Source organism: Acidovorax sp. LjRoot74 (genome assembly GCF_964254355.1).
Classification (GTDB): Bacteria; Pseudomonadota; Gammaproteobacteria; order Burkholderiales; family Burkholderiaceae_C; genus Acidovorax.
Genome location: NZ_CAXUTI020000001.1, coordinates 4891944 through 4913785, shown reverse-complemented (window position 1 = coordinate 4913785; position 21842 = coordinate 4891944). Strand labels below are relative to the sequence as shown.

Here is a 21842-nt window from a genome sequence, read left to right as displayed (position 1 = left end):
GTGCGATATCTTCACGCATCGTCACCCCGCCGCCGCAGCACCACCGTGATCTGCCCATTGGTCTCGATCGTCGCGCGCTCCACCTCGTGCAGGTGCAGGCAGCCGCTGGCGCGCAGCGCGGCCTCCAGGTCGTCGGTCGAGAGCAGCTCCTTGCGCATCAGGTCGGTGTTCACTTGCCCCTGCTGCACCAGCACCTGGGGCGTGCCGTCGATCAGGCGCGCCATCCCCGTATACCGGAATGTCAACTGCGCCAGCACCACATGGCAGCCGATGAGCGTGGTGGCAGAGACCAGCCCGCCCACCAGCGAGTTGTCGCCCGCGTTCATCGAGTTCTGCACCGCGTTCGACAGGATCAGCAGCAACACCAGGTCAAACGGCGCGTACTGCCCGGTCTGCCGTTTGCCTGTGAGGCGCAAGAACACCAGCAGAAACACATAGACCACCACGCCACGCAGCACGAACTCCCACCACGGCACACTCATATTCCACATCGCAGGGCTCCTTGTTGCAGGGTTTTGTCGCGCGCCAGTCTACGGCGCTGAGCGAAAATCCGCCGCAACCGCCTGCCTTCGCAGGCACCGCTTCCCGCAGAAAGAAACACCGCCATGCAACGCCGCCATCTCCTTCAAACCAGCGCCCTGGGTGCCCTGCTGGGCGCCACCTGGCAGCAGGCCTGGGCCCTGTCGCTGGGCGATCTTTCCAGCGCCGACGCGTCCAGCGGGCTCAAGGCGGCCCTGTCGCAGGGCGCGCAGGCGGCGGTGTCGCTGCTGGGGCGCAACGACGGCTTTCTGGGCAACCCCAAGGTGCGCATCGGCCTGCCGGGCTACCTGGAGGATGCCGCCAAGGTGATGAAGTCCCTGGGCCAGGGCAAACGCATCGACGAGCTGGTGGTCTCCATCAACCGCGCGGCCGAGGCCGCCGTGCCCATGGGCCAGGACCTGCTGGTGGGCGCCGTGCAGAGCATGACGGTGACCGATGCCAAGAACATCCTCACCGGCGGCGACAGCTCCGTCACCGCCTTTTTTGCCGACAAGACCCGGGCGCCGCTGGGCCAGCGTTTTCTGCCCGTGGTGAACCAGGCCACGGAAAAGGTCGGCCTCACGCAGAAGTACAACGCCTTTGCAGGCAAGGCCGCCAGCTTTGGTTTGCTCAAGGCCGAGGACGCCAACCTTGCGCAGTACGTCACCGGCAAGACGCTGGATGGCCTGTACTTCATGATCGGCGAGGAAGAGCGCCGCATCCGCCAGAACCCGGCCGGTGCGGGCAGCGCCATTGCACGCAAGGTCTTCGGTGCGCTGAAGTGACGATGCACCTTTGCACGGCCGTCCCATGTCGCCGATGAAAAGCACCGACCCTTGTCCCTGCGGGCGCACGCAGGCTGTGCCCGGCAAGGCCGCCAAGGGCGCACAGGCCCGGGTGCTGCCCTACGCAGACTGCTGCGGCCGCTACCTCGACCACGGGGACGAAGCCGCCGCGCCCGATGCTGAAAGCCTCATGCGATCGCGCTACACCGCCTTTGTGGCTGAGCGTGCCGACTACCTGCAAGCCACCTGGCACCCCGGCACCCGCCCGGCGGCGCTGGATTTCGAGCCCGGCACCCGATGGCTGGGGCTGGAGGTGCGCCGCCACCGCTCCACGGGCGACGGCCGCGCCGAGGTGGAGTTTGTCGCGCGCTACCGCGTGGGCGGCCGCGCCGTGCGCCTGCACGAAACCAGCCGCTTCGTGCGCGAGGGCGGGCGCTGGTTCTACGTGGATGGCGACATCCATTCTTGAAGAATATGAGTAAAAATGGCCGCCTGCGCGCGACCATCATGCCTTGATAGCTATGAAATTTGAAGCAATCCTGTTTGACTGCGACGGCGTGCTGGTAGACAGCGAGCCCATCACCAACGGCGTGCTGCGCGACATGCTCCACGAAGCGGGCTGGGCCCTGACGCCCGACGAGTGCATGCGCATCTTTGTTGGCAAGACCGTGCGCAGCGAAGCCGCCCGCATCGAGGCCCACACGGGCCGCCCGCTCACCGACGCCTGGATGGCCGACTTCTACGCGCGCCGCAACGCCGAACTGGAGCTGCGCCTCACCGCCATCGCGCACATCCACGGCGCCATCGACCGCGTACACGCCCACCACGGCGGGCGCATCGCCTGCGCCTCGGGGGCCGACCGCTTCAAGGTCGAGATGCAACTGGCCAAGGTCGGCCTCGCACCTTACTTTGCGGGCCGCATCTTCAGCGGCCACGAGATGCCCGCCACCAAGCCCGCGCCCGACGTGTACCTGGCCGCTGCCGCCGCGCTGCAGGTAGCGCCCTCACGCTGCGCGGTGGTCGAAGACACGGTCACCGGCGTCACGGCGGGCGTGGCCGCCGGGGCCACCGTGTATGCCTATGCCCCGCTGGGCGACGGCGGAGATGCCAGCGACAGCGATGAAGCGCTGCGCGCGGCTGGTGCTGTGCAGGTGTTCCGCAGCATGGCGGAATTGCCCGGTCTGCTGGGCTGCTGATTCCACAACCACCCACCCAAGAGAAGAGGGCCTGGTGATGCGCGTAACAAACCAAACGCTGTGGGTGTGGCGCGCGGCGCGCGCGGTGGCGGCGCTGGGGATCGCACTGGCGCTGGCCGGTTGCTCCTCCGTCAAGCCCTGGATCAACGAACCCCTGCCGCCCGAGGACCAGAGCATCCCGGTGCGCAAGTCCCAGCGCGACCCCAGCATCCTGGTGGCCGTGACCCTGTCGGGCGGTGGTGCGCGCGCTGCGGCCTTTGGCTTTGGCGTGCTGACCGAGATGCAGGAAACGCGGTTTGTGTGGAACGGCAGCCCCACCACCTTGCTCGACGCCACCGACGTGGTCAGCGGCGTGTCGGGCGGCAGCATTGTGGCCGCCTACTTTGCCGCGCATGGCATCGACGGCCTGCCGCGCTTCGAGCACGAGTTTCTGCGCCAGAACTTCCAGAACAGCCTCATCACCCAGGCGCTGCGGCCCGGCAACCTCATCGACCTCACCTCGCCCTGGCTGGGCCGCACCCACCTGCTCGCGCGGCGGCTCGATGAGCTGTATGGCGGCCTCACCTTTGGCGACGTGGAGCGCCGCCCGCGCCACCCGCAGCTGTTCATCACCGCCACCGACATGTCGCTGGGCACGGGCTTCGAGTTCACGTGGGAGCAGTTTTCGCTGATCTGCTCAGACCTGCGCAAGGTGCCGCTGTCGTTTGCCGTGGCCTCGTCATCGGCCGTGCCGCTGCTGCTCAGCCCCATGACGCTCAAGAACTACGCCGACCAGTGCCCCGAGCGCCGCAGCACCTCGGCCGCCAGCGCCCGCGCCGCCACCGGCGACTACCGTGCCCGGCTGTACCGTGCGCACGAGCTGAGCTACACCGACGCGCAGCGCAAACCCTACATCCACCTGGTGGACGGCGGCCTGGCCGACAACCTGGGCGTGCAGCGCCTGCTCGACCGCGCCCTGGCCGGTGGCGGCCTGCGCCAGACCTTCAGCGAAGTGGGCATCCCGCCCCGCACCATCCGCAAGCTGGTGCTGATCACCGTGAACGCCGAGCGCGATCCCTCGGTGGACATCAACCAGAGCGACAAGGTGCCCACCATGGTGCAGGTGGTGGACGCCCTGCTGTTTGGCACCGGCGCCCGCGCCACGCGCGAGACACAGGAGTTTCTGCGCGACACCACACGGCAGTGGCAGCAGTCGCTGGCCTCCGGCTCGCCCGGCAGCACTGATGTGTTTGCCCCCGATGCCGAGATCCACGTCATCCCCGTCAATCTGCGCGACGCCCCCGACGACATCGCCCGCCGTCGCCTGCTGCAGGTGCCCACAGCGTTCTCGATCACCTCGGAAGAAGTCACCGACCTTGTCGAGGCGGGTGGCAGTGTGCTGCGCCACTCGCCCGAGTTTCGGGCGCTGGTGCAGTCGTTGCTGAACCCTGTGCCCCATGCGCCACCTGCGGGGCTGCAGGCCAAGGATTGACGGCGTCCGCTCAAGGCCGTGTATCTGGCGCCGGGGTCGTGGGCACGCCCTGTTCCTCCGCCGCCCACACCTGCGCTGCCATCGCCCGCTGGTAGGCAGGCCGCTCTTGCAGTCGCTGCCAATAGGCCTGCGTGGCCGGGCCGAACTGCGTGTTCAGCCCCAGGTGCTGCGCCAGCAGCAGTGCATACCCCACCGCCACATCCGCCGCCGTGAAGCGGCCTGCGCACAGGTGCTCGCTGCCGCTGTGGATCAATGCAGTTTCCACCGCCCGCAACCGGGCCAGAAACCAGCGGCTGTAATCCTCCACCACCTGCGGCTGCTGGCGCTCTGCGGGTTCAAAGCGCCCATAGCGCAGCACCAGCGTCTGCGGAAAAGTAAGCGTGGCATCGCTCATGTGCAGCCAGTTCAGGTAGGCACCATAGGCCGGGTGTGTGGGCGCTACATCCAGCCCCGCGTCGGGGTGCGTGGCCGCGAGGTACTGGCACATCGCTGCCGATTCGGTCATGCGCACATCGCCTTGCACCAGCAGAGGCACCGTGCCCAGCGGGTTCTCGTCCAGAAACCACCGCGCCTTGGCGCGGGGCGGGAAGGGGAGCATGTGGAGCTGGTAGGGGAGTTGCAGCTCTTCGAGCATCCAGAGGGGGCGGAAGGAGCGGGCGCTGACGCAGTGGTGGAGGTGGAGCATGGGATAGGTAGCAAAAGTGCGGGCGGTAGCGCAGGCCAGTGTATTGGCGGGTGTCTACGGGGGGCGCCCTGTGGCCGCCACCCAGGGTGCAGATCGCGCTACCAGGCTCTCTGCCTTTGCCGTCACGCTTGGCTTGCGTGGCGCCGGAACTCCGCCGGCGACTGCCCCGTCCACCCCCGAAACGCCCGGATAAAACTCTTCTCGTTCTCAAACCCCGCCGCCTCGGCCACCTGTTTGATGGGCCGTTGCGTGCGGTGCAGCAGCTCCACCGCGCGTGCGCGCCTCACTTCATCCTTCAGCCCCTGCAGTGTGGCGCCTTCTTCCTTCAATTGCCGGTGCAGCGTTCGTGGCGACACGTGCAGCAGTGCGGCCAGTGATTCGGCGCTGTGCTGGGGCAGGGCGTGTGCTGGTTGGCCTGGCAAGGGTGCTGCCAGTAGCTGACGCACACGCTGCACCAGCAGGCGGTCGCGGCGGTAGTGCAGCACTGTCAGGGGCAGGGCGTGCTGCAGCATCTGGCGCAGCGCCTGTTCGTCGCGGCGCAGGGGCAGGTGCAGGTAGCGGGCGTCGAAGTGGATGGCGGTGCGCGGCGCGTGGAAGGTGACGGGGCCTCGGAACAGCACGGCGTAGGCATCGGCATGCGGGGGCGCATCGAATGCAAATTCAGCGGCAATCAGGGGGATGCGCGAGTCCACCATCCAGCAGGCCAGGCCGTGGGCATTGCGCAGCACTGACACCAGGCAGAACTCGCGCAGCGCGCCCAGGTCGCTGGCTTCGGTGATAGTCAGGGTGGCGGTGTCGCCAGCGGTGGTGAGGTGCAGGGCGATGTCGTCCGCCAGCAGGCCATGGTGGCGGCACCAGCGGGCCAGGGCGACCTGCAGTGTGGGCGAGCTGATGGAGGCGCGCGCCAGCATGCCGTAGCTGCCCCAGGGCAGGCGGCGGGTGAACCAGCCCAGGGCTTCGTCGTCCAGCTCCTGCATGGCAGCGTCGGAGATCTGCTCCATCTGCCAGGCGGTGATGCGGGCGCTGTCGTCCTGCAGCAGCTGCGGCGCAATCTGTGCCTGGGCCAGGGCGCCCGCAGGGTCCATGCCACGTCGCTCATATGCCAGGGCAATGGCTCGAACAAAGGCAATGGGCGTGGCGGCGGGGGCTGTGGCGGGCGCTTGCAGGCGGTGGGCGGGGTGGGTGGGCGGTTTCACGCCGCAGAGTGTGCCAGCCGTGGCACGATTTGCAACCATTGTGTCCACCCGCCGGGTGTTCGGGCTTCTATGCTTACGGATCGCCCGCCCGCATGTTCTTGTGGCGCAGGCCGGATGACAGAGCCGAGGAGACAAACCCGTGACGAGTGCAGCCGCAACGAAATCCGCACCGCTGGTGGACAGCTACGCCCGTGGCGCCACCGATGTTCCCCTGATCGAGCAGACCATCGGCGCCTTCTTTGCCGACATGGTGGCCCGCCAGCCCGAGCGTGAGGCGCTGGTGAGCGTGCACCAGGGCCGCCGCTACACCTATGCCCAGCTACAGACCGAGGCCCACCGCCTGGCCAGCGCACTGCTGGGCCTGGGGCTCGCACCCGGCGACCGCGTTGGGATCTGGTCGCACAACAATGCCGAATGGGTGCTGATGCAGCTGGCTACCGCGCAGGTGGGCCTGGTGCTGGTCAACATCAACCCGGCCTACCGCACGGCCGAGGTGGAATACGCGCTCAACAAGGTGGGCTGCAAGCTGCTGGTGACCATGGCGCGCTTCAAGACCAGCGACTACCTGGGCATGTTGCGCGAACTGGCGCCCGAGTGGCAGGGCCAGCAGCCCGGCCACCTGCACGCTGCCAAGTTGCCGCAGTTGAAGACGGTGGTGTGGATTGATGACGAAGCCGGGCAGGGCGTCGACGAGCCCGGCCTGATGCGCTTTACCGACCTGCTGGCACGCGGCAATGCGGCCGACCCGCGCCTGGCGCCCATCGCAGCGACGCTCAAAGCCACCGACCCCATCAACATCCAGTTCACCAGCGGCACCACAGGCTTTCCCAAGGGCGCCACGCTCACGCACCGCAACATTCTGAACAACGGCTTCTTTATTGGCGAGTGCATGAAGCTCACGCCCGAAGACCGGTTGTGCATCCCCGTGCCTCTTTACCACTGCTTTGGCATGGTGCTGGGCAACCTGGCGTGCTTCACGCACGGCGCGACCATCGTGTACCCCAACGACGGGTTTGACCCGCTCACCGTGCTGCAGACGGTGCAGGACGAACGCTGCACCGGCCTGCACGGCGTGCCCACCATGTTCATCGCCGAGCTGGACCACCCGCGTTTTGCCGAATTCAACCTGAGCACGCTGCGCTCCGGCATCATGGCCGGATCGCCTTGCCCGACCGAGGTGATGAAGCGTGTGGTGGAGCAGATGAACCTGCGCGAGATCACCATTGCCTACGGCATGACCGAGACCAGCCCGGTGAGCTGCCAGAGCAGCACCGACACGCCGCTGGACAAGCGCGTATCGACCGTGGGCCAGGTGCAGCCGCACCTGGAGGTGAAGATCGTGGACCCCGACACCGGGGCCGTAGTGCCCATCGGCCAGCGGGGCGAGTTCTGCACCAAGGGCTATTCGGTGATGCACGGCTACTGGGGCGACGAGGCCAAGACGCGCGAAGCCATTGATGCCGACGGCTGGATGCACACCGGCGATCTGGCCACCATGGACGCCGAGGGCTATGTGAACATCGTCGGCCGCATCAAGGACATGGTGATCCGGGGCGGAGAGAACATCTACCCGCGCGAGATTGAAGAATTCTTGTACCGCCACCCGCAGGTGCAGGACGTGCAGGTGGTGGGCGTGCCCGACCAGAAATATGGCGAGGAGTTGTGCGCCTGGATCATCGCTAAGCCGGGCACCAAGCCGACCGAGGACGACATCCGTGCCTTCTGCAAGGGCCAGATTGCGCACTACAAGGTGCCGCGCTACATCCGCTTTGTCACCAGCTTCCCGATGACGGTGACGGGCAAGATCCAGAAGTTCAAGATCCGCGATGAGATGAAGGACCAGCTGGGCCTGGAAGAACAGAAAACCGCTTGAAAGAGCAAGACCGTATGACCATTCTCGACACCCAACTCAACGCCCGCTCGGGGGACTTCCTGGCCAATGCTGCTGCCATGCGCACGCTGGTGGATGACCTGCGTGCCCAGCAGGACAAGATCGCCCAGGGCGGCGGCGAAGCGGCCCGCGCCAAACACACTGCACGCGGCAAGCTGCTGCCGCGCGAGCGCGTTGCCAACCTGCTCGACCCCGGCACGCCCTTCCTGGAGCTGGCCCCGCTGGCCGCGCTCAACATGTACAACAACGATGCACCGGGCGCGGGCCTGATCGCAGGCATCGGCCGCGTGAGCGGGGTGGACTGCATGATTGTGTGCAACGACGCCACGGTGAAGGGCGGCACCTACTACCCCATGACGGTGAAGAAGCACCTGCGCGCGCAAGAGGTGGCCGCACAGAACCGCCTGCCCTGCATTTACCTGGTGGACTCCGGCGGTGCCAACCTGCCCAACCAGGACGACGTGTTCCCCGACCGTGACCACTTCGGCCGCATCTTCTTCAACCAGGCCAACATGAGCGCCCAGGGCATCTCGCAGATCGCGGTGGTGATGGGCAGCTGCACGGCGGGTGGCGCCTACGTGCCTGCGATGAGCGACGAATCCATCATCGTCAAGAACCAGGGCACCATCTTTCTGGGCGGCCCACCACTGGTCAAAGCCGCCACGGGCGAGGTGGTAAGCGCCGAAGACCTGGGCGGTGGCGATGTGCACACCCGCCTGTCGGGCGTGGCCGACCACCTGGCGCAGAACGACCTGCATGCGCTGCAGCTGGCGCGCACGGCGGTGCGCAATTTGAATAAAAACAAGGCCCCTGCGCCTGCTGATCAAGCCCCGGTGGCTCCTAAATTTGTAGCGGAAGAGCTGTATGGCGTGATCCCCGTGGACACGCGCAAGCCCTTTGATGTGCGCGAGATCATTGCGCGTGTGGTGGATGGCAGCGAGTTCGACGAGTTCAAGGCCCGCTTTGGCAGCACCCTGGTGTGTGGCTTTGCGCGCATCGAGGGCATGCCCGTGGGCATCATCGCCAACAACGGCATCCTGTTCAGCGAGAGCGCGCAAAAAGGCGCGCACTTCATCGAGCTGTGCTGCCAGCGCAAGATCCCGCTGGTGTTCCTGCAGAACATCACCGGCTTTATGGTCGGCCGCAAGTACGAAAACGAAGGCATCGCCCGCCACGGCGCCAAGCTGGTCACGGCGGTGGCCACGGCCAGCGTGCCCAAGTTCACCATCATCATCGGCGGCAGCTTTGGTGCGGGCAACTACGGCATGTGCGGCCGTGCGTACTCGCCGCGCTTCCTGTGGATGTGGCCCAACGCGCGCATCAGCGTGATGGGCGGCGAGCAGGCGGCCAGCGTGCTGGCCACCGTCAAGCGCGACGGCATCGAGGCCAAGGGCGGGCAGTGGAGCATGGAGGAAGAAGAAGCCTTCAAGGCCCCCATCCGCCGCCAGTACGAAGACCAGGGCCACCCCTACTACGCCACCGCCCGCCTGTGGGACGACGGCGTGATCGACCCCGCCGACACCCGCCGCGTGCTGGCGCTGGGCCTGTCGGCCACGCGCAACGCGCCGATTGAAGACACCAAGTTTGGTGTGTTCCGGATGTAGGCATCCCGGAGTACCCGCCATGCGCCGCCACGCTTTGCTGCATTGCCTCGTCGCCAGTCTGCTGCTGGTTCTGCCCCCTGCTGCGTTCGCGCGGCTGGTGGAGGAGCAGATCGACGTGCCTGTGCGCGTGCGCGACGCGTGGGGCAAGGAGGCCGCACAAACCATCCGCGTGACGGTGTTTTCCGATGATGCCAACCCGCGCCCGGCGCCCATCGCCATCCTCAACCATGGCCGTGCCACCAGCGCTGAAGCGCGTGCGCGTCTGGGTCGTGCGCGTTTCGTCGATGCATCGCGTTATTTTGTGCAGCGTGGCTTTGTTGTCGCTGTGCCCACACGCGTGGGCTATGGTGTGTCTGGTGGGCCCGATGTGGAAGACACGGGGGCTTGCAACAGCCGCAACTTCGCGCCAGGTTTTGCAGCCGCTGCAGACCAGTCGCTGGCAGTGCTGGCTGCAGTACGCCAGCGGCCGGACGTGGCGCCCGACAGCGTGCTGGCCGTAGGGCAGTCCTTTGGCGGGGCCTCCACCGTGGCACTCGCGGCGATGAATCCATCGGGTTTGGGTGCGGCCATCAACTTCGCGGGGGGCTCCGGGGGGGACCCGGTGGGGCGGCCACAAAATCCCTGTTCTTCCGCGCGCCTGGAGAAGGTCTACCGGGACTATGGTGCGCAGGCCCGCGTGCCGATGCTCTGGATCTATGCCGAGAACGATCAGTTCTTTGGCCGCCAGCTGCCGCGCGAGTGGCATGCTGCCTTTGTGCAGGCGGGTGGCAGCGCGAAATTCGTGCAGGTGCCGCCCCATGGGGAGGATGGACACCTTCTGTTCAACCAGTTCCCCCAGGTGTGGCAGCCGCTGGTGTCGGAGTTTCTCGACAGCCATGGCTTTGCGCCAACCGGTGGCCGAAAGTAGCAGGAGCGCTTGAGCATGGGTCTTGTCTCTCGTTGTTTGCTGCGCATGGCCATCGTATTCTCGGTGGTCACCGTGCATGCAGCGCCAGCGCTGCAGCGGGTGGACCTCCCGCCGCAGCCCTCTGGCGTGGTGCTGCGCGCGCACTGGTTGCCCGCAGAGGGCCCGGAGCGTCGCCCGGCGGTGCTCGCACTGCACGGTTGTGGTGGGCTGTACACCAAGGGGGGTGGCTTGGCCGAGCGCTACCGTGAAACGGCCGAGCGCCTGCATGCCGCAGGTTATGCGGTGCTGATGCCCGACAGCTTTGGCTCGCGCAGCCTGCGCGAAATCTGCCAGACGCGCTATCGCGAGCGGGGTGTGGATGTGGCCCAGCGGGTGCAGGACGCGCGCGCTGCGCTGGCCTGGCTGGCCGCCCAGCCGCAGGTAGATGCACGGCGGATCGGCGTGATGGGGTGGTCCAACGGTGCGACCACCACGCTCACCCTGCTGGAGCAGCGCCGCCTACATCCCGAAGCGGGAGAGCCCGCCATTGCCGGTGCGGCAGTTTTCTACCCCGGCTGTGGCCCGCTGGGCAAGCGCCAGGCCATGCTGGAGTCCACGCCGCTGGTGATGCTGCTGGGGGCCTTGGACGACTGGACCCCTGCCCAGCCTTGTGTGGACTTTGCCCGCAGCCTGCAGGTGCGCAGCGCAGGCAGCGATATCGCTGTGCATGTGTTCGAAGGCAGCTACCACGGGTTTGATGGCTCGGCCCCGGTACGCCTGCGGGCTGATGTGCCCAATGGTGTATCTCCACTGGGCGTGCACCAGGGCGGCAACCCCGAAGCGCGCGCCATGTCCTTGGCGGTGCTGGATAGTTTCTGGAGCCGGGTGCTGGCCACCCGCGATGCGCCATGAACACGGGCTGGTCTGCGCATTTCGACCTGCTCGCAGGCTACAACGTGTGGGCCACGGCGCGCCTGCTCGCAGCCGTGCGGGCGCTGCCGGAAGATGACTACCGGCGCGATGTGGGGCTGTTTTTCAAAAGCATTCACGGCACACTCAACCACCTTCTGGTGGGCGAGCACCATCTGTGGTTCGTGCGCTTTGCCGAAGGCATCTCGCCCAAGGTGGCGCTGGATGCCGAGCTGGAGCGCGACCGCGCGCAGCTGGATGCCCGCCTGCGCGAAGGGGCCGCCCGCTGGGCGCCGCTGATTGCGTCGTTCTCCCCCGAGCGCTGGGGCGGCACGCTCGACTACACCACCATGCGCGGCACGGCGGCATCGCTGCCGTTTGCGGCCACGCTGGCGCATGTGTTCAACCACGGCACGCACCACCGTGGCCAGATCACCGCCGCACTGACAGCGCTGGGCCAGCCTTGCCCGGAGCTGGACCTCGTCTACTTTCTGCAAAAACCCGTCCAAGCCATGAGCAGCCAGAACCTTTCCATCACCCAGACCGGCGCGGTGGCGCGCATCACGCTCACCCAGCCCGAGGTGCGCAATGCCTTTAGCGACGAAGTCATTGCCGAAATCACCGCCGCCTTCACCGACGTTGGCGCCCGCCCCGATGTGCGCGCCGTGGTGCTGGCCGCCGAGGGCCCAGCGTTCTGCGCGGGCGCCAACCTCAACTGGATGCGCCGCATGGCCGACTACACGCGTGACGAGAACATCGCCGATGCGGGCAAGCTGGCCGAGATGCTGCGCGTGATCTATGAATGTCCCAAACCCACGGTGGCGCGTGTGCAGGGCGATGTGTACGCAGGCGGCATGGGCCTGGTGGCCGCGTGCGACATGGCCGTGGCCGTGGACACCGCAGGCTTCTGCCTGAGCGAGGTGAAGCTGGGTCTCATCCCTGCCACCATCAGCCCGTATGTGATCCGTGCCATGGGCGCGCGGGCTGCGCACCGCTACTTTCTGACGGCAGAGCGCTTTGGCGCGTTTGATGCGCTGCGCACCGGCTTTGTGCATGAGGTGGTGGCCGCCGACCAGCTCGATGCCAAGGTCGATGAATTGCTCAAGGCACTGACCAGCGCCAGCCCCAGCGCCGTGCGCGCCTGCAAGAAGCTGGTCATCGACGTGGCCGAGCGCGAAATCAACGCGGGCCTGATCGCCGCCACAGTACAGGGCATTGCCGACATCCGCGCCAGTGACGAAGGCAAGGAGGGCGTGCAGTCCTTCCTCAACAAGCGCAAGCCCAACTGGCTGGGCTGATCGGTCGGCACAGGCAGCGCCATGGACACCCTCTGGTTCAACATCGTGCAGTGGCTCCACACGCTGGGGCTGCATGTGGATGGTGGCACCGCACGCGCGGTGGGCGACGCGGCGGCCACAGCGACCGCCCAACTCGATATGCCCAGCCTGTTGGCATTGGCTGCCGCCCTGGGCTGGGCCAGCGGGTTCCGACTGTATGCCGTGGTGTTCCTGGTGGGGATGATGGGCGTGCTGGGCTGGATGCCGCTGCCGCCCGGTCTGGCCGTGTTGCAGCACCCGCTGGTGCTGCTGGTCAGTGGCTTCATGCTGCTGGTGGAGTTTTTTGCCGACAAGGTGCCGTGGGTGGACAGCGCCTGGGACGCTGTGCACGCCTTCATCCGCGTGCCTGCAGGCGCGGCCCTGGCCTTTGGTGTGTTCGGTGCCGACAACGCCACCCTGGCCGTGCTGGCGGGGCTGCTGGGCGGCTCGCTATCGGCCACGGCGCTGGCCACCAAGATGACCACGCGGGCAGCGGTGAACACCTCGCCCGAGCCTTTTTCCAACTGGGGCCTATCGTTCTTTGAAGACGGCCTGGTGGTGGCCGTGGTGTGGCTGGCCACGCAGTACCCGGTGGCGTTTGGTGTGGCGCTGGTGGTGATGGTGGCCGTGTCGGTGCTGCTGCTGGTGGTGCTGTTCAAGTTTCTGCGCGCCGTGGTACGCAAGCTCACGGGCTCGTCAGGTGCCCGAGTGCCTGGGGCAACGTCGTGATGTCTGCTGCAGAAGGAGCCACATGATTCCTCAATACCAGTTACGGGACGATGGCCTGTATGAAGCTGCCTGGCCGGTGTGGCTGTCATCGCTTCCGATGCTGATTTTTAGTGCTGGTGGTGTTTACCGCCACTGGAGTGAGGCCGCGTTCCGTTACGGCTCGCTCACCGTATTGTTTGTGGTCCTGCTCCTGATCTGGCATCGGGGCTTGCGCCCGAGGCCGGTGTTTTGTTTCACCCGCGACAAGCTGAGGGTGGCCCCAAATTTCTGGCGCGAAGCCGTTGTGTTGGAGCTGCAGCAGGTCCGTGAGTTGTCAGTGCGTGGAAGCAGTGGCCAGCGCGAGTTTTGGAGCACCGATTTACGGGGTGCTGAGCTGCGCTTGGACCAGTCGTGGTGGTCGCAGGATCTGGTCGCCCAGATCGAACGCTTCTTGATGACGGAAAAAAGCCGGATCTCCGTCGCCATTCAGATCCACGAGCCGTCGAGTCCCTATTTAAATCAGTCCAGCAGGTAGAGCGAGGAAGCCATGTTCACAAAAATTTTGATTGCAAACCGAGGCGAGATCGCTTGCCGAGTCGCCGCCACGGCCCAGCGCCTGGGCGTGAAAACCGTCGCGGTGTATTCCGACGCCGATGCCAACGCCAAACATGTCGCCGTGTGCGACGAGGCCGTGCACATCGGCGGCAGCGCGCCCAAGGACAGCTACCTGCGCTGGGAGCGCATCATCGAGGCCGCCAAAACCACGGGCGCGCAGGCCATTCACCCCGGCTACGGCTTCCTGAGCGAGAACGAGGACTTCGCGCATGCTTGCGCCGCAGCGGGCCTGGTGTTCATCGGCCCGCCCGCCTCGGCCATCAAGGACATGGGGCTCAAGGCCGAGTCCAAGCAGCTCATGGAAAAGGCCGGCGTGCCGCTGGTGCCCGGCTACCACGGCAGCGACCAGGACCCGGCCCTGCTGCAGCGCGAGGCCGACCGCATTGGCTACCCCGTGCTCATCAAGGCCAGCGCGGGCGGCGGTGGCAAGGGCATGCGTGCGGTGGACAAGAGCGAGGACTTTGCCGCTGCGCTGGAATCGTGCAAGCGCGAGGCCATCAACAGCTTTGGCGACGATGCGGTGCTGGTCGAAAAATACGTGCAGCGCCCCCGCCACATCGAGATCCAGGTGTTTGGCGACACGCATGGCAACTGCGTGTACCTGTTCGAGCGCGACTGCTCGGTGCAGCGCCGCCACCAGAAGGTGCTGGAAGAAGCCCCCGCCCCCGGCATGACGCCTGCGCTGCGTGCACAGATGGGCGAGGCTGCCGTGGCCGCCGCCAAGGCGGTGAACTACGTCGGTGCGGGCACAGTGGAGTTCATTGTGGAGCAGCCGGGTGGCTACGAGCGGCCCGACCAGATGAAGTTCTACTTCATGGAGATGAACACCCGCCTGCAGGTGGAGCACCCCGTGACCGAGGCCATCACCGGCCTGGACCTGGTGGAGTGGCAACTGCGTGTGGCGTCTGGCGAGCCGCTGCCCGTGCAGCAGCAGGACCTGCGCATCACCGGCCACGCCATCGAGGCGCGCATTTGTGCCGAGAACCCCGACAACAACTTCCTGCCCGCCACCGGCGCGCTGAATGTGTATGCGCTGCCCGAGTGCGTGACGTTTGAACGTGGCTCGGTGCGCGTCGATTCGGGCGTGCGCCAGGGCGATGCGATCAGCCCGTTCTACGACTCCATGGTGGCCAAGCTCATCGTGCATGGCGACACGCGCGAGCAGGCGCTGGCACGGCTCGATGAAGCGCTGGCGCAGACCCACATCGTGGGCCTGGCGACCAATGTGCAGTTCTTGCGCCGCGTGGCACGCACTGATGCGTTTGCGAGCGCACAGCTCGACACCGCGCTGATCCCGCGCGAGCAGGCTGTGCTGTTCCATCAGGAGCCCGTTGGCCTGCCGCTGGCCGCCGCTGCTGCGGTGGCGCAAACGCTGCTGAAGGAGCGCGCCAGCGAAGGCGTGGACCCGTTCAGCCGCCGCGATGGCTTCCACACCCATGGCGTGGTGCAGCGCCGCTTCGAGTTCGAGTTTGGCGGCGAGCATGCCAAGGCCTGGCTGGCTTACGAGCGTGGCGGCAGCCTGCATCTGACGGTCGGCGAGGGTGAAGCCGCTGTGGCGGGGCCGCTGGTGTTTGCCGCCCAAGCCGATGGCATCGAGCTGCAGTTTGCCGGCCAGCGCACCCGCGCTGCGGTGTACGCCCAGGGCGAGGTAGACCATGTGTTCACCCCGCGCGGCGCCACGCAGATCACCGCCATCGACCTGCTGGCCCATGCGGGCGAAGTGGCGACCGAAGGCGGGCGCCTGACGGCCCCCATGCCCGGCAAGGTGGTCTCGTTTGCCGTGAAGGCCGGTGACACAGTGGCCAAGGGCCAGCCGCTGGCGGTGATGGAAGCCATGAAGATGGAGCACACCATTGCCGCGCCAGCCGACGGCGTGGTGCAAGAGCTGCTGTATGCGCCGGGTGACCAGGTGACCGAAGGGGCAGAGCTGCTCAAGCTCGTGGTGGCCGAGAAGGCTTGAACCCCACCGCAGGTACCGCATGGGTGGCGTCCGCCATCCGTTCGGGCTGAACTTGTCGAAGCCTGGGCGCGTCTTCGTGCGCCCTTAGACGGGCTCAGAGCAAGCGGGGTGATGCCTTGCGTGACAGCGCGGAGTGCCCAATGCGGCTACGCTTGGTCCCCATGAAAATCACCTTTTGCTGTACCGATGCCAAGCCCGAGCCCTGGCTCCAGGGCTTTTCCGCCGCGTTGCCCGGCGCTGAGATTTCCGTGTGGCAACCCGGCGCGCCGCAGGCCGACTACGCCGTGGTCTGGGCGCCGCCCCAGCAGTTCATCGACGAGCAACTGGGCCTCAAGGCGCTGTTCAATATTGGCGCGGGTGTGGATGGGTTGCTCAAGCTGCGCCTGCCGCCCCAGGCCCTGGTGGTGCGGCTGGACGATGCAGGCATGGCCGTGCAGATGGCCGAATATGTGTGCCACGCGGTCATCCGCCACTTCCGCGAGTTTGACGGCTACGAGGCCGACACAGCCGCCGGGCGCTGGGGCTACCGCAAGCCGCGCCTGCGCAGCGACTACCCCATCGGCGTGATGGGCCTGGGCGTGCTGGGCGAGCGCGTGGCCAAGGCGCTGGGGCAGTTTGACTTTCCGATCAACGGCTGGAGCCGCAGCCCCAAGGCCATCGAGGGGGGCCGCGCTTTCGCGGGGACGGACCAGTTCAACGATTTTCTGGCTGCGAGCCGTGTGCTGGTCAATTTGCTGCCCCTCACGCCCGACACCACCGATGTGATCAACAAGAACACGCTGGCCCGGCTGCGGCCCGGCGCCTATGTCATCAACGTGGCGCGCGGAGCGCATCTGGTGGACGAGGATTTGCTGGCCGCCATCGACAGCGGCCATGTGGCGGGCGCCACGCTCGATGTGTTCCGCACCGAGCCGCTACCCGCGGGCCACCCGTTCTGGACGCACCCCCGCATCACCGTCACGCCGCACACCTCGGCGCGCACGTTGCGCGATGAAAGCATCGCCCAGATCGCGCGCAAGATGGTGGCGCTGGAACGGGGCGAGGCCGTGGCCGGTATCGTCAACCCAGGGCGCGGCTACTGAGCTGCGCCAGCGCGCTGTGGGACGGTGTGGCGGTCAGTCCACCGTCACGCCCGCATCGCGCACCAGCTTGCCCAGGCGCTGCGCATCGGCCTTGATCAGCGCGCCAAAGTCGGCCGCGTTGCCCGCCACCACCGGCGTGCCGATGGCTTCCCATTTGGTGCGGAAGGCGGGGTCCTTGAAGATCGCGTTGACCGTGGCATTGAGTTTGTCGATGGTGGCTTGCGGGGTGCCCGCACGCACGGCAATGCCATGCCAGCCCGTGATCTGGTAGCCCGCGATGCCAGCCTCGGCCATCGTGGGTACGTTGGGCAGGACCTTGGCGCGCTCGCTGGACGTAACGGCCAGCGGGATCAGTTTGCCCGCTTGGATGTGGGGCAGCGAGCTGCCGACGATGTCGAACATCACGTTCACCTGCCCACCGATCAGGTCATTGAGCGCCGGGCCTGCGCCCCGGTAGGGAATGTGGCCCATCTTCACGCCCGCCATGGTGTTGAACAGCTCGCCCGCCAGATGCTGCGGTGTGCCGTTGCCGGCCGACGCAAAGCTGAGCACCGGTTTGCCTGCCTTGGCCAGGGCCAGGAATTCGGCCAGGGTCTTGACGCCCAGCGAGGGGTGCACTTCCAGCACCAGCGGAAAGGCCGAGAGCTGGATCACCGGCGCCAGATCGGTCAGAGGGTTGAACGGCATGCTCGCGTAGAGCGAGGGGTTCACCGCCATCGGCCCGCTGGCTGCCAGCAGCAGCGTGTGGCCATCGGCGGGTGCCTGCTTGGCGACTTCGGCGCTGCCGGTGTTGCCACCGGCGCCGCCCTTGTTGTCCACCACCACGGGCACGCCCAGGCGGCTTTGCAGCTCGGGTTGCAGCATACGGGCCATCAGATCGGTGGGGCCGCCAGGCGGGTAGGGCACCACAAAGCGGATGGTCTTGCTGGGGAACGCGGTGGCGGCCGACTGCGCGGCGGCCTGCCCTGCCAGGCCCAAGGCCAGGGGGACGGCCAAGGCAGCGTGCAGCACGGTGCGGCGGGTGGTGCGGGGCGTGAGCAAGCGAAGGTCGCGGTGGTGCATGTCTGTCTCCTGTGGGGGTGGATAAAACCCGTCTGCTGCGGGTTGATGTCGATGGAGGAAGTGAAAGGGGGCGCTCAGGGCGCGCTATAGCGGTGACGGATGTCGGCTGCGGTGGCCAGCGGGCGGCCCAGAGCGGTGGCGGCTTCTACCGCCTGGCGCACCAGTGCGGCGTTGTCGGGCGCAACGCTGCCGTCCTTGCACAGCAGGTTGTTTTCAAACCCCACGCGGGCGTGGCCGCCAAACACGGCAGCGGCGGCCACGCAGGCGTTCTCCGCCGCACCGAAGGCGCACACGGCCCAGGGCTCGTTCCCCTCATGGGCGTTCAAAAATGGCAGCAGGTCGCGCGGGCTGGAGGTCTGGCCCGCGCTGTAGCGGCCCAGCACAAACAGCAGAAACCAAGGTGCATCCGGCACCACGCCGCTGGCGCGCAAGGCCTGCCAGCGGCGCAGGTCGGCCACGTCGTACAGGATGACCTGCACCATGGTGTGGCGCTGGGCCAGGCCGGCGAAGAAGCGCTGCAGTCCCGCTTCGCCAATCTCAGGCTTGTCCACCTCGCGCAGGCCGATGGAGACGGCCTCAGGCTGCAGCGCCTCCACCATGGCGATCTGCGCTGGGGCCTGGTAGACGCCTGCGGCCTCGCTGGTGATCTGGATGACCATCGCATCGCCCACAGCCTGGCGCACCACGCGCTGGGCCTCGCGGTAGCCCTCCACATCCAGGCTGTGGCGGCCTTGTCCGTCGCGGATGTGCATATGCAGCATGGCCGCGCCCGCATCCAGGCAGGCCTTGGCCGTGGTGGCTAGCGTGGCGGGGGTGATGGGCACGGCGGGGTGGTCAGCGGGCTGTTTGTACGCCCCGTTGGGGGCCACGGTCACGATCAGCGGGTCGGCCCACTGGCTGGCCATAGCGGGTGATGCGGGCGATGCAGTCATGAACGATCTCCGGTATGGGGGGCAGCGTCGGCAGGGGGCTCGATGGTGGGCAGCTCGCTGGCCAACAGCGCCAAGCCCTGGCGCAGCAGCGTGTCATAGCGCGCGCGCTCGGCCTGCTTGCGGTCTTCGGGCCAATCGAAAAATCCCTTGCCCGTCTTCATGCCGAGCTGGCCCTGGGCCACCTTGTCGCGCAGGGCCTGGGCGGGTATGTCGGTGTTGGAGAGGGTTGGGTACATGGTGGCCGCGGCGGCCGTATGCACCTCGATACCCGCATGGTCGCGCTGCAGCACCGGCCCGGCCGCCAGAAAGCGGAAGCCGAAGCCAAAGCGCACGGCGGCGTCTACATCCTCCGGCGAGGCAATGCCTTCGTCGATGAGGGCAAACGCCTCGCGCGAGAGGGCGTGCTGCATACGGTTGGCCAGAAAGCCGGGCTTATCCTTTTTGACCAGCACCGGCACGCTGCCGCAGCCTCGCATGAAGGCGTGCAGCCAGGTGCCCAGGGCCGGGTCGCTGCGCTCGCCCAGCACCACCTCCACCAGCGGCACCAGGTGGGCGGGCATGAAGAAGTGCAGGCCCAGCATGCGCTGCGCCGTGGCCAGCCCCTGGGCAATGGCGCTGATGGGAAAGCCCGAGCTGTTGCTGGCCAGCACGGCGTTGGCGGGCGCCACGGCTTCCAGCTCGGCAAACAGTTGCTGCTTGGCGGCCAGTTGCTCGGTGATGCATTCGACCACCAGCACCACGCCGGTCCAGTCCACCTCTTGGAGCGAGGCGCACACCTGCACCGGGCCTGCGTGGGTGGCCTGACCGGCGGCGGCCAGCTCCTGGGCGATGTGGGGCAGCAGCCGGTTGCGGCGCTCGGTGTGCGGGTCCACCACTGTGGCGTGGGCGCCCCCGCGCGCCAGAACGACGGCCACATCGGCCCCCATAGTGCCTCCACCCACCACCACGGTGCGTGCGTTGCGAGGCGAACTTGTTTCCATCGTGTCTCCTGTGTCTTGCTGAGCGTGCTTGCGTGCAATGCAGTCTAGGGAGCCTGCATTGCGCGGTCCAGACGTCTTTTTCGATAGACTGATCGGCCATGAAGATCAATTGGTCCGCCCGCGAGGTGGATGTGTTCCTGTCGCTGGCCGAGACGCTGAGCTTTCGGCGCACGGCCTTGCAGATGCACCTGTCGCAGTCTGCGGTGTCCGGCACGGTGGCGCGGCTGGAGGAGATGCTGGACGTGCGCCTGTTCGAGCGCACCACGCGCACCGTGCAGCTCACGCTGGCGGGTGAGGTGTTTGCCGAGCAGGCGCGGTTCCTGCGCCACCAGATGGAAGAAACAGTGCGCCGCGTGCAGGAAGTGGCGCAGCTGCAGGTGGGCCGCGTTGCGCTGGCGGCGCTGCCGTCGCTGGCGGCCGGGGCCGTGCCCCGCGCGTTTGCCCGGTTTGCCGCGCAGCACCCGGGCGTGCAGATGGAGCTGATCGACAGCCTGGCGGGCCCTGCGTTTGACATGGTGCGCGCCGGGCGGGTGGACTTTGCCCTCACGGCCGCCAACCCCGCCTATGCGGACCTGGACTACACCCCGCTGGTGTCCGACCGATTCGTGCTGCTGCTGCCGCGCACGCACCCGCTGGCCCGTGTACGGGGCGCCGTGGCCTGGGCCGATGTGGCCGAGCTGCCCCACATCTCCATGCCCGCAGGCACCAGCGTGCGGCAGTACGCGCAAGAGGCGTTGCTGACGCACCGCATCCGTTTTGAACCCCACTACGAGGTGGAGCACCTGGCCACCATTGCGGCCATGGTGGCGGCGGGGCTGGGGGTGAGCGCGCTGCCTGAGCTGGCTGCTCAAGTAGTGCGCAGGCCCGAGGTGGTCACGCGTCCGCTCAAGGCGCCCGTGCTGCACCGGCCCATCGGGCTGATCACCCTGCGCGGGCGGCCGCTGTCGCTGGCGGCGCAGGCCATGGTGGCCTTGCTGCGGCAAGAGGTGGAAGACGCTGAGGCGCAGAGCGGCTGATGGCGCGTCCGGCGAGTGGTCTGGCACGATATGGGGTGGCCCTGCAGCGGCGCTGGCGAGACAATGGCGAGATTCCTTGTCCACCCTTGGTAGCCCCATGAGCATCCCCTCCCGCGTCCGCCTCATCGACGTTGGCCCCCGCGACGGCCTGCAGAACGAAAAGACCCCGGTGCCCGCCGCCGTCAAGATCGAGCTGGTGCACCGCCTGCAACAGGCGGGCCTGAAAGAGATCGAAGTCACCAGCTACGTCAGCCCCAAGTGGGTGCCGCAGATGGCTGACAACCATGAGGTGATGGCGGGCATCACCCGCCAGAGCAGCGTCGCGTATTCGGTGCTCACGCCCAACCTCAAGGGCTTTGAGGCCGCCTTGCTGGACAAGCCCGACGAGATCGTCGTCTTCGGCTCCGCCAGCGAGGCCTTCAGCCAGCGCAACATCAACTGCAGCATTGCCGAAAGCATTGAGCGCTTTGCCCCAGTGGTAGAGGCCGCGTTGGCCGCAGGCATCCGCGTGCGCGGAGCCATGAGCTGCACTGTGGGCTGCCCGTACGAGGGTGACATTGCCCCAGAGCGTGTGGCCTATCTGGCGGGCCTGCTCAAGGGCATTGGCGTACAGCGTGTGGACGTGGCCGACACCATTGGCGTGGGCACGCCGCGCAAGGTGCAAAAGGCGCTGGAGGCGACGCTGCAGCACTTTGGTATCGATGAAGTCTCGGGCCACTTCCACGACACCTACGGCCAGGCGCTGTCGAACACGCTGGCCGCGATGGAGCTGGGCGTGTGGAATTTCCAGTCGTCCGTGGCGGGCCTGGGTGGTTGCCCCTATGCCAAGGGCGCCACGGGCAATGTGGCGACGGAAGACGTGGTCTACATGCTGCAGGGCATGGGCATCGAGACGGGCATTGACCTCGACAAGCTCATCGATGCAGGCGCGTACATCAGCGGTTTTCTGGATCGCAAGCCCAACTCCCGTGCTGCCAACGCGCTGTTGACCAAGCGTGCGGGGTGAGGGGCTGCTGTTGTTGAGACGCT

Annotated in this window: 21 protein-coding genes and 1 pseudogene; 16 read left to right on the top strand and 6 right to left on the bottom strand. The window is 67.1% G+C overall.

Annotated features, from left to right (window positions below; all coding sequences use genetic code 11):
* Positions 1–11 precede the first annotated feature (11 nt).
* On the bottom strand, positions 12–491 hold the full coding sequence (locus ACSQ3O_RS23320) for a DUF421 domain-containing protein (protein WP_436140643.1): 480 nt from the start codon (positions 489–491) through the stop codon (positions 12–14).
* Between the two features lie 114 nt (positions 492–605).
* Between ACSQ3O_RS23320 and ACSQ3O_RS23315 the strand changes: the two genes are divergently transcribed.
* From ACSQ3O_RS23315 to ACSQ3O_RS23300, 4 genes are read left to right on the top strand one after another with little or no spacing between them, the layout of a single operon-like run.
* Positions 606–1304 carry a DUF4197 domain-containing protein gene (locus ACSQ3O_RS23315; protein ID WP_436140642.1) on the top strand — a complete coding sequence of 233 codons (699 nt, stop codon included), beginning with the start codon at positions 606–608 and terminating at the stop codon, positions 1302–1304.
* A gap of 25 nt (positions 1305–1329) precedes the next feature.
* Positions 1330–1773: a YchJ family protein gene (locus ACSQ3O_RS23310; RefSeq protein WP_436140641.1), complete on the top strand. Its 444-nt coding sequence runs from the start codon at positions 1330–1332 to the stop codon at positions 1771–1773.
* A 52-nt stretch (positions 1774–1825) separates the two neighbouring features.
* Positions 1826–2500, top strand: a complete 675-nt coding sequence (locus tag ACSQ3O_RS23305; protein ID WP_436140640.1) for an HAD family hydrolase — start codon at positions 1826–1828, stop codon at positions 2498–2500.
* Between the two features lie 37 nt (positions 2501–2537).
* Positions 2538–3971 (top strand): patatin-like phospholipase family protein, encoded by a 1434-nt coding sequence (locus ACSQ3O_RS23300; RefSeq protein WP_436140639.1) that lies wholly within the window; start codon positions 2538–2540, stop codon positions 3969–3971.
* Positions 3972–3981: 10 nt separating this feature from the next.
* Here the strand turns inward: ACSQ3O_RS23300 and ACSQ3O_RS23295 are convergent, their stop codons facing one another.
* Together ACSQ3O_RS23295 and ACSQ3O_RS23290 are read right to left on the bottom strand one after the other, a co-directional pair.
* Positions 3982–4656 carry a glutathione S-transferase family protein gene (locus ACSQ3O_RS23295; protein WP_436140638.1) on the bottom strand — a complete coding sequence of 225 codons (675 nt, stop codon included), beginning with the start codon at positions 4654–4656 and terminating at the stop codon, positions 3982–3984.
* Positions 4657–4778: 122 nt separating this feature from the next.
* A complete protein-coding gene (locus tag ACSQ3O_RS23290; RefSeq protein WP_436140637.1) occupies positions 4779–5891 on the bottom strand; it encodes an AraC family transcriptional regulator in 1113 nt (370 codons plus the stop codon).
* A gap of 100 nt (positions 5892–5991) precedes the next feature.
* Between ACSQ3O_RS23290 and ACSQ3O_RS23285 the strand changes: the two genes are divergently transcribed.
* The 10 genes and pseudogenes from ACSQ3O_RS23285 to ACSQ3O_RS23240 all read left to right on the top strand — a co-directional run bounded on the left by ACSQ3O_RS23285 (position 5992) and on the right by ACSQ3O_RS23240 (position 16823).
* Entirely contained in the window at positions 5992–7725 is a 1734-nt protein-coding gene (locus ACSQ3O_RS23285; protein ID WP_436140636.1) for an AMP-binding protein, read from the top strand.
* Between the two features lie 14 nt (positions 7726–7739).
* Positions 7740–9347: a carboxyl transferase domain-containing protein gene (locus ACSQ3O_RS23280; RefSeq protein WP_436140635.1), complete on the top strand. Its 1608-nt coding sequence runs from the start codon at positions 7740–7742 to the stop codon at positions 9345–9347.
* A gap of 19 nt (positions 9348–9366) precedes the next feature.
* On the top strand, positions 9367–10254 hold the full coding sequence (locus tag ACSQ3O_RS23275; RefSeq protein ID WP_436140634.1) for an alpha/beta hydrolase family protein: 888 nt from the start codon (positions 9367–9369) through the stop codon (positions 10252–10254).
* A gap of 15 nt (positions 10255–10269) precedes the next feature.
* Positions 10270–11145, top strand: coding sequence for a dienelactone hydrolase family protein (locus ACSQ3O_RS23270; protein WP_436140633.1), 876 nt, complete (start codon positions 10270–10272; stop codon positions 11143–11145).
* Positions 11142–11576, top strand: a pseudogene (locus ACSQ3O_RS23265) (DinB family protein); the annotation flags it as partial. The gene ACSQ3O_RS23270 and the pseudogene ACSQ3O_RS23265, both read left to right, overlap by 4 nt.
* A gap of 78 nt (positions 11577–11654) precedes the next feature.
* Entirely contained in the window at positions 11655–12440 is a 786-nt protein-coding gene (locus ACSQ3O_RS23260; RefSeq protein ID WP_137747783.1) for an enoyl-CoA hydratase/isomerase family protein, read from the top strand.
* A gap of 21 nt (positions 12441–12461) precedes the next feature.
* The gene (locus tag ACSQ3O_RS23255) at positions 12462–13187 is read left to right on the top strand and encodes a DUF4126 domain-containing protein (RefSeq protein WP_436140632.1); all 726 of its coding nucleotides are present in this window, start codon (positions 12462–12464) and stop codon (positions 13185–13187) included.
* Positions 13188–13209: 22 nt separating this feature from the next.
* On the top strand, positions 13210–13701 hold the full coding sequence (locus ACSQ3O_RS23250) for a hypothetical protein (protein ID WP_436140631.1): 492 nt from the start codon (positions 13210–13212) through the stop codon (positions 13699–13701).
* A 12-nt stretch (positions 13702–13713) separates the two neighbouring features.
* Positions 13714–15741: an acetyl-CoA carboxylase biotin carboxylase subunit gene (locus ACSQ3O_RS23245; protein ID WP_436140630.1), complete on the top strand. Its 2028-nt coding sequence runs from the start codon at positions 13714–13716 to the stop codon at positions 15739–15741.
* A gap of 161 nt (positions 15742–15902) precedes the next feature.
* A complete protein-coding gene (locus ACSQ3O_RS23240) occupies positions 15903–16823 on the top strand; it encodes a 2-hydroxyacid dehydrogenase (protein WP_436140629.1) in 921 nt (306 codons plus the stop codon).
* 33 nt (positions 16824–16856) lie between these two features.
* On the opposite strand, the gene ACSQ3O_RS23235 is transcribed toward ACSQ3O_RS23240, so the two are convergent.
* The 3 genes from ACSQ3O_RS23235 to ACSQ3O_RS23225 all read right to left on the bottom strand — a co-directional run bounded on the left by ACSQ3O_RS23235 (position 16857) and on the right by ACSQ3O_RS23225 (position 19797).
* Complete coding sequence (locus tag ACSQ3O_RS23235; protein ID WP_436140628.1) at positions 16857–17885, bottom strand: Bug family tripartite tricarboxylate transporter substrate binding protein; 1029 nt, start codon at positions 17883–17885, stop codon at positions 16857–16859.
* A 74-nt stretch (positions 17886–17959) separates the two neighbouring features.
* Positions 17960–18817 (bottom strand): 3-keto-5-aminohexanoate cleavage protein, encoded by an 858-nt coding sequence (locus ACSQ3O_RS23230; RefSeq protein ID WP_436140627.1) that lies wholly within the window; start codon positions 18815–18817, stop codon positions 17960–17962.
* Positions 18814–19797, bottom strand: a complete 984-nt coding sequence (locus tag ACSQ3O_RS23225) for a 3-hydroxyacyl-CoA dehydrogenase family protein (protein ID WP_436140626.1) — start codon at positions 19795–19797, stop codon at positions 18814–18816. The genes ACSQ3O_RS23230 and ACSQ3O_RS23225 overlap by 4 nt, the downstream gene beginning before the upstream one ends.
* 98 nt (positions 19798–19895) lie before the next feature.
* Here ACSQ3O_RS23225 and ACSQ3O_RS23220 point away from each other — a divergent pair, with 98 nt between their 5' ends.
* Complete coding sequence (locus ACSQ3O_RS23220) at positions 19896–20813, top strand: LysR family transcriptional regulator (protein ID WP_137747776.1); 918 nt, start codon at positions 19896–19898, stop codon at positions 20811–20813.
* Positions 20814–20910: 97 nt separating this feature from the next.
* Positions 20911–21819 carry a hydroxymethylglutaryl-CoA lyase gene (locus ACSQ3O_RS23215; protein ID WP_137747775.1) on the top strand — a complete coding sequence of 303 codons (909 nt, stop codon included), beginning with the start codon at positions 20911–20913 and terminating at the stop codon, positions 21817–21819.
* Positions 21820–21842 lie beyond the last annotated feature (23 nt).

What these genes read in the sequence shown, in the direction of transcription:
- ACSQ3O_RS23320 (WP_436140643.1), bottom strand. Translation starts at nt 491, where the DNA reads ATGTGGAATATGAGTGTGCCGTGGTGGGAGTTCGTGCTGCGTGGCGTG.
- ACSQ3O_RS23315 (WP_436140642.1), top strand. Translation starts at nt 606, where the DNA reads ATGCAACGCCGCCATCTCCTTCAAACCAGCGCCCTGGGTGCCCTGCTG.
- ACSQ3O_RS23310 (WP_436140641.1), top strand. Translation starts at nt 1,330, where the DNA reads ATGTCGCCGATGAAAAGCACCGACCCTTGTCCCTGCGGGCGCACGCAG.
- ACSQ3O_RS23305 (WP_436140640.1), top strand. Translation starts at nt 1,826, where the DNA reads ATGAAATTTGAAGCAATCCTGTTTGACTGCGACGGCGTGCTGGTAGAC.
- ACSQ3O_RS23300 (WP_436140639.1), top strand. Translation starts at nt 2,538, where the DNA reads ATGCGCGTAACAAACCAAACGCTGTGGGTGTGGCGCGCGGCGCGCGCG.
- ACSQ3O_RS23295 (WP_436140638.1), bottom strand. Translation starts at nt 4,656, where the DNA reads ATGCTCCACCTCCACCACTGCGTCAGCGCCCGCTCCTTCCGCCCCCTC.
- ACSQ3O_RS23290 (WP_436140637.1), bottom strand. Translation starts at nt 5,891, where the DNA reads ATGGTTGCAAATCGTGCCACGGCTGGCACACTCTGCGGCGTGAAACCG.
- ACSQ3O_RS23280 (WP_436140635.1), top strand. Translation starts at nt 7,740, where the DNA reads ATGACCATTCTCGACACCCAACTCAACGCCCGCTCGGGGGACTTCCTG.
- ACSQ3O_RS23275 (WP_436140634.1), top strand. Translation starts at nt 9,367, where the DNA reads ATGCGCCGCCACGCTTTGCTGCATTGCCTCGTCGCCAGTCTGCTGCTG.
- ACSQ3O_RS23270 (WP_436140633.1), top strand. Translation starts at nt 10,270, where the DNA reads ATGGGTCTTGTCTCTCGTTGTTTGCTGCGCATGGCCATCGTATTCTCG.
- ACSQ3O_RS23260 (WP_137747783.1), top strand. Translation starts at nt 11,655, where the DNA reads ATGAGCAGCCAGAACCTTTCCATCACCCAGACCGGCGCGGTGGCGCGC.
- ACSQ3O_RS23255 (WP_436140632.1), top strand. Translation starts at nt 12,462, where the DNA reads ATGGACACCCTCTGGTTCAACATCGTGCAGTGGCTCCACACGCTGGGG.
- ACSQ3O_RS23250 (WP_436140631.1), top strand. Translation starts at nt 13,210, where the DNA reads ATGATTCCTCAATACCAGTTACGGGACGATGGCCTGTATGAAGCTGCC.
- ACSQ3O_RS23245 (WP_436140630.1), top strand. Translation starts at nt 13,714, where the DNA reads ATGTTCACAAAAATTTTGATTGCAAACCGAGGCGAGATCGCTTGCCGA.
- ACSQ3O_RS23240 (WP_436140629.1), top strand. Translation starts at nt 15,903, where the DNA reads ATGAAAATCACCTTTTGCTGTACCGATGCCAAGCCCGAGCCCTGGCTC.
- ACSQ3O_RS23235 (WP_436140628.1), bottom strand. Translation starts at nt 17,885, where the DNA reads ATGCACCACCGCGACCTTCGCTTGCTCACGCCCCGCACCACCCGCCGC.
- ACSQ3O_RS23230 (WP_436140627.1), bottom strand. Translation starts at nt 18,817, where the DNA reads ATGACTGCATCGCCCGCATCACCCGCTATGGCCAGCCAGTGGGCCGAC.
- ACSQ3O_RS23225 (WP_436140626.1), bottom strand. Translation starts at nt 19,797, where the DNA reads ATGGAAACAAGTTCGCCTCGCAACGCACGCACCGTGGTGGTGGGTGGA.
- ACSQ3O_RS23220 (WP_137747776.1), top strand. Translation starts at nt 19,896, where the DNA reads ATGAAGATCAATTGGTCCGCCCGCGAGGTGGATGTGTTCCTGTCGCTG.
- ACSQ3O_RS23215 (WP_137747775.1), top strand. Translation starts at nt 20,911, where the DNA reads ATGAGCATCCCCTCCCGCGTCCGCCTCATCGACGTTGGCCCCCGCGAC.